The following is a 5,608-nucleotide window of genomic DNA, read 5'->3' as shown; positions in this document are numbered from 1 at the left end:
GCGGCAGCAAACGTCACATGGCACGAACGCGTCTATGTCGGGCGCGGCCGATGTGTGACCTTGCCCCCGGAAAAACGCACCCTTTGCTGAGTGGTTCAACGCGAGCAAGGAGTACGGAAATGACGAAGACCGTGCGGGCGCGCTACAAGCTGGAGTGCAAAGCTGTACGGCTGGTCAGCGGCGGGCAGAGCATTGCGGCAGCGGCCAGGTCGCTGGGCGTGGTGGAGCGGACGCTGTTCAACTGGGTCAAGGCTGGCCGACAGGGCAAGCTCAAAGGCGCTGACAGCAAGGTCGTGAGCGCAGAGCAGATGGAGATCAGCCGGCTGCGGGACGCGCTGGCGCACGTCAAGACGGAACCCGTCCAAGTGTGGGCGGGCGACATCACCTACACCCACACGGACGAAGGCTGGCTTGCGGCTCAGGCCACGCAAGTCAATTCGTGACTCGGCTATGGGGTACGGATTCCAGGGGGTAAGGTTACGCCCACCGTGGTCCTCACTCCCGCATCAACGCCTCGATCGCGTCGGGCGCGACTGGCACGTCTCGGGTGATGAGCTCGCAGCCGTTGTCGGTCACCACGGCGTCGTCCTCGATGCGGATACCCAGGTTCCAAAAATGTTCGGGCACGCCGGCCGCGGGGCTGACATACAAGCCCGGCTCGATGGTCAGCACCATGCCAGGGCGCAGGATGCGGCTGGGGCGGTCGCGGATGATCTCGCCGCTGAGCGGGTCGCGCCGCTCGCTCACCTGGCCCAGCTCGGCCGGCTCGACATAGCTGCCCACATCGTGCACATCCAGCCCCAGCCAGTGGCCGGAGCGGTGCATGTAAAAGCGAAAGTAGTGTCGCTTCTCGATCACATCATCCAGGTGGCCCACGTCGTTCTTGTCCAGCAGGCCCAGGTCCAGCATGCCCTGCGCCAGCACCTTGACCGTCGCATCGTGCGCATCGGCGAAGCGCGCCCCGGGCCGGGTCGCATCGATTGCGGCCTGCTGCGCGGCCCGCACCAGCTCGTACAGGTCCCGCTGCGGTCCGCTGAAGCGGCCGTTGGCGGGAAAGGTGCGTGTGATGTCGGACGCGTAGCCGTCCAGCTCGCAGCCGGCGTCGATCAACACCAGATCGCCGTTGCGCACTGGAGCGGCATCGGCTCGGTAATGCAGCACGCAGGCATTGGCGCCGGCGGCCACGATGCTGCCGTAGGCGGGTGACTGCGAGCCGCTGCGGCGAAATTCGTGCAGCAGTTCCGCGTCCAGGTGGTATTCACGCACATCCTCGCCGGAGCGAATCATGGCCGCACAGCGGCGCATGGCCCGGATGTGTGCCCGTGCACTGATCTGCGCCGCGCGCCGCATCACATCGAGCTCGTGCGCGTCTTTCAGCAGGCGCATTTCGTCGAGCGGGGCGCACACATCGCGCTGCGCATCGGGGCACAGTACGCCATGGCGCACCCGCGCGCGCACCTTGTGCAGCCAGCCGTCGATGCGCGCCTCCAGCCCGACGTGCGTAGCAAACGGGTACCAGACGGTGCGGCGGTTTTCCAGCAGCTTCGGCAGGCGCGCGTCCAATTCGTCGACCGAGTGGGCCTCGTCCACCCCCAGCGCACGGGGCGCGGCTGCTGGGCCCAGACGGTAACCGTCCCAAATTTCGCGCTCCAGGTCCTTGGGCTGGCAAAACAGGGTCGTGTGCCCCTCGGCCGTCAGCACCAGCCAGGCGCGGGGCTCGGTGAAGCCGGTTAGGTAATAGAAGTAGCTATCGAAGCGAAACGGGTATTCGCTGTCGCGGTTGCGAACCCGCTCGGGCGCCGTGGGAATGATGGCGATGCCGCCGTCGCCGAGCTGAGCCGCCAGGCGGGCGCGCCTTTGCGCGTAGCGGGCTAGGTGGGGAATCGGGGTCGTCATGGCGGGGATGATACGGGGGGCGCAATCCCCTGCAGCGGGAGCGGGGCGTTGAGCGCGGCCCAGCGTTGCGGGGTGCCCACGTCGGTCCAGGGGCCCGGCCAGACCTCGGCGGTGACGCGGCCGGCGGCCATGGCCCGGCGCAGCAGCGGGGCCAGCGGCGCGGCAACACCCGCTGGATTGCCTGGCGGGATGTCGCACCACGGCGGCTCGAACAGCGCGCGCCGCAGCAGCGCCACGGTGGAATAGGTCCAGCGCGGGCATGGATCATCGGCCGGCAAATCCCGCGCCAAGCCCTGCGCATCCAGCCCGAAATCCCCGCGCGGGTGGTGCGAAGGGTTGGGCACCAGCCACAGATGGGCCAAGGCGGGGCTGCGGGCAAAGCGTGCCCGTGCGGCCGGGTCGAAAGCAAAGCCTGGCATGAAGACATCCCCCGCCGCCAGCCAGAACACATCCGCCAGCCGTGGCAAGGCGCGGGCGATGCCGCCGGCGGTTTCCAGGGCGCGACCGAAGTCCCGGCCCTCCATCGAATAAACCAGCGCCATTGGGCCGTGCGGACCGTCGCGCGCGTCGCCCAAAGCCGCCGGGATCTGCTCACCCAGCCACGCGGTGTTGATCAGCACGCGCTTCACCCCCGCGCGGGCCAGCGCATCCAGATGCCAGACCAGCAAAGGCCGGCCGTGCACCTCGAGCAGTGGTTTGGGGCGTATGTCCGTCAGCGGGCGCATGCGCTCGCCACGGCCGGCTGCCAGCAGCAGCGCCTCAGCGGGCGGTTCATTCGGTTCCGATGGCTGGATGAGCGGAGCGATGTGCGGATGATCCTGCATAGGGGCTTTTTGTCTACAATGTAAAACTGGTGGTGTTGGGTGCCGCCGCTTCACCTCGACAATGCTGGAGACCTCGCATGGCACATGTTTCCTCGACCGAGCACGGCGCCGACCCGGTCGATCCGGCCGAAGCCATCGTATCCGTGATCCCTTGGCTGGTCCCGCTGGCGGGCGCGATTTTGATGTTCCTGTTGGCATTCATTGCCGTCTTCATGGCTTGATCGCTCCTCGCGCAGCGGCCTTGGCGCCGCCTATGCGCCACGCTGGTTTCGATGACCCCGCCGGGCTGCGCTCCGGCGGGGTTTTTCGTCGGCGCATGGATGAGGCGCTCGATTATCCGGTCGTCATTGGGGCGTCATGTTCCCATGCATTTTTTGCATGAGGTTTTCGGCAAGCGCGCCTCGCTCAGCGGAGCCGGTCCATACAATCGACGTTGCACCCTGCCGGACTGGCATGGGCCCGGGCCATCCCGCGGGCTTCGTGTCTTTGCCGCCACCGCGATCCGCGTGACGATCGGCCGCAGGGTTCACACCAGCCGGTGAGCGGCACCGGTCCGATTTCACCTGAGGCGCCGGAGTATGTCGGCCAGCATCTGCTGGGTCCAGGCTCTGGCACACCATCATCTAGGGTTTTACCGCCATGAATGCGCCCGTCATGCAGGGACTGCAGCTCAACACCCCTGCCTATGTCAAACACGCCCGCCTGATCGCCTGGGTGGCCGATATGGCCGCCCTGTGCAAGCCCGACCGCATCGAATGGTGTGATGGGAGCCAGGCCGAATTCGACCGCCTGTGCGAGCAGATGGTCGCCGCTGGCACGCTCAAGCGGCTGAATCCAGCCAAGCGCCCCAATTCTTACCTGGCGTGGACCGACCCGTCCGATGTCGCGCGTGTCGAGGACCGCACCTTCATTTGCAGTGAACGCGCTGAAGACGCCGGCCCCACCAACAACTGGATGGCCCCGGCCGAGATGCGGGCCATTCTGCAGCACGGGCGCGACGGCCAGCCGGGCTTGTTCGACGGCTGCATGCGCGGCCGCACCCTGTACGTCATCCCGTTCAGCATGGGGCCGCTGGGCTCGCCCGTCGCGCAGATCGGTGTCGAGCTCACCGACAGCCCCTATGTGGTGGTCAACATGAAGCTCATGACCCGCATGGGGCGTGCGGTTTACGATGCGCTGGGCAGCGACGGGCATTTCGTGCCCTGCGTGCACACCGTGGGTGCGCCACTGCAGCCGGGACAAGCCGATGTCGCTTGGCCGTGCAATCCCACCACCAAATACATCGTCCACTACCCCGAGACGCGCGAGATTTGGTCCTACGGCTCCGGCTACGGCGGCAACGCCCTGCTGGGCAAGAAATGCCTGGCGCTGCGTATCGCCTCGGTCATGGGGCGCGACGAGGGCTGGCTGGCCGAGCATATGCTCATCCTCGGCGTGACCAGCCCCGAGGGTAGGAAATACCATTTCGCCGCGGCTTTCCCCAGTGCCTGCGGCAAGACCAATTTCTCGATGCTGATCCCGCCTGCGGGCTTCGAGGGCTGGAAGGTCACCACCATTGGCGATGACATTGCCTGGATCAAGCCCCACCCCGATGGCCGACTCTACGCGATCAATCCTGAGGCGGGATACTTTGGCGTGGCTCCCGGCACCAACGATGCCACCAACCCCAACTGCATGGCCAGCCTGCGGCATGACGTGATTTTTACCAATGTGGCGTTGACCGACGACGGCGATGTCTGGTGGGAGGGCATGGGTCCCGCGCCCGCCCACTGCCTCGATTGGCAAGGCCAGGATTGGACCCCGGCCGATGGCGCCGCCGGACGCAAAGCCGCCCACCCGAATGCCCGCTTCACCGTCGCGGCCACCAACAACCCGGTGCTGGACGCCCAATGGGACGATCCCGCCGGTGTGCCGATCGATGCCTTCATCTTCGGCGGTCGCCGCTCCAACACCGTGCCGCTCGTGACCGAAGCGCGCAACTGGAGCGAGGGCGTCTACATGGCGGCTACCATGGGATCCGAGACCACCGCCGCAGCATTTGGCGCGCAAGGCGTGGTGCGCCGCGACCCGTTTGCCATGCTGCCTTTTTGCGGCTATCACATGAGCGACTATTTCCAGCACTGGCTGGATATGGAGCGCCGATTGGAGCAGACCGGGCATACCTTGCCGCGCATCTTTTGCGTCAACTGGTTTCGCAAAGATGCGAACGGCCAATTCATCTGGCCGGGCTTTGGCGAGAACATGCGCGTGCTGCGCTGGATGATCGACCGGCTGGAAGGGCGTGTGTCGGGCAAGGACCATGCCTTCGGCATCAGCCCCACCTACGATGAGATCCACTGGGACGGGTTGGACTTCGGCCCCGATCGCTTTGGCGCCGTCACCGACATGAACCCCGCGGATTGGGCGCGCGAGCTGGAATTGCATCAGGAGCTGTTCGACAAGCTGGCACACCACCTGCCGGCGGAGCTGGTGCAGACCAAGGCCCGGATGGCGCAGCGCATTCTGGGCTGAGCTCACGCCGTGCCCTCGACCAAAGGCCCCGCTCGTCGGGGCCTTTGCACGGATACGGGCGTATGGACGACGGTGGGCCGTCGCGCGCTGGTCAGACGTAGTAGAGGCTGTAGCGCCGACCGTTGGGCCAGGTCATCTGCTCGGCCTGGCTGGTCGCCCATTCGCGCGCCGCGTCAGCGGAGCGCGTGAGCTCGGGCCCCAGCGGGCTGAGGGCGTGTGCCCAGGCCTCATCGGGAGTTTCTGCGCGCTGGCGCAGGGCATTCAGGTCCGCCTGCAGGCGGGCGTCCCGTTGCGCCAGCGCAGCGGTGCGAGCCTCAGCGCGGGCGACGGCGCGGCGCAGCGCCCAGCCATCCAGGCCGGCCATGAAGCGCTGGGCG

The 5,608-nt window shown here is 66.8% G+C and carries 5 protein-coding genes and 1 pseudogene; 3 read left to right on the top strand and 3 right to left on the bottom strand.

The window, feature by feature from the left end:
* Positions 1–119: 119 nt before the first annotated feature.
* Positions 120–356 (top strand): annotated as a pseudogene (locus tag P3W97_RS06600) (transposase); the annotation flags it as partial.
* A 139-nt stretch (positions 357–495) separates the two neighbouring features.
* Here the strand turns inward: P3W97_RS06600 and P3W97_RS06595 are convergent.
* Positions 496–1,896 (bottom strand): aminopeptidase P N-terminal domain-containing protein, encoded by a 1,401-nt coding sequence (locus P3W97_RS06595; RefSeq protein WP_300844977.1) that lies wholly within the window; start codon positions 1,894–1,896, stop codon positions 496–498.
* Positions 1,893–2,720 (bottom strand): nucleotidyltransferase family protein, encoded by an 828-nt coding sequence (locus tag P3W97_RS06590; RefSeq protein ID WP_300844975.1) that lies wholly within the window; start codon positions 2,718–2,720, stop codon positions 1,893–1,895. Before P3W97_RS06590 ends, P3W97_RS06595 begins: the two co-directional genes overlap by 4 nt.
* A 77-nt stretch (positions 2,721–2,797) precedes the next feature.
* On the opposite strand from P3W97_RS06590, the gene P3W97_RS06585 reads away from it, so the two are divergent.
* Positions 2,798–2,941: a hypothetical protein gene (locus P3W97_RS06585; RefSeq protein WP_300844973.1), complete on the top strand. Its 144-nt coding sequence runs from the start codon at positions 2,798–2,800 to the stop codon at positions 2,939–2,941.
* Between the two features lie 418 nt (positions 2,942–3,359).
* Positions 3,360–5,231, top strand: coding sequence for a phosphoenolpyruvate carboxykinase (GTP) (locus P3W97_RS06580; RefSeq protein ID WP_300844971.1), 1,872 nt, complete (start codon positions 3,360–3,362; stop codon positions 5,229–5,231).
* A 91-nt stretch (positions 5,232–5,322) separates the two neighbouring features.
* Here P3W97_RS06580 and P3W97_RS06575 read toward each other — a convergent pair.
* Positions 5,323–5,608, bottom strand: a 286-nt coding sequence (locus P3W97_RS06575; RefSeq protein ID WP_300844969.1) for a hypothetical protein, incomplete at its 5' end; no start/stop codon positions are given.

It is taken from the genome of Tepidimonas sp., from assembly GCF_029335975.1.
Taxonomy (GTDB): domain Bacteria; phylum Pseudomonadota; class Gammaproteobacteria; order Burkholderiales; family Burkholderiaceae_C; genus Tepidimonas.
This window is presented reverse-complemented; position numbering and strand designations above follow the sequence as displayed.

What these genes read in the sequence shown, in the direction of transcription:
- P3W97_RS06590 (WP_300844975.1), bottom strand. Translation starts at nt 2,720, where the DNA reads ATGCAGGATCATCCGCACATCGCTCCGCTCATCCAGCCATCGGAACCG.
- P3W97_RS06585 (WP_300844973.1), top strand. Translation starts at nt 2,798, where the DNA reads ATGGCACATGTTTCCTCGACCGAGCACGGCGCCGACCCGGTCGATCCG.
- P3W97_RS06595 (WP_300844977.1), bottom strand. Translation starts at nt 1,896, where the DNA reads ATGACGACCCCGATTCCCCACCTAGCCCGCTACGCGCAAAGGCGCGCC.
- P3W97_RS06580 (WP_300844971.1), top strand. Translation starts at nt 3,360, where the DNA reads ATGAATGCGCCCGTCATGCAGGGACTGCAGCTCAACACCCCTGCCTAT.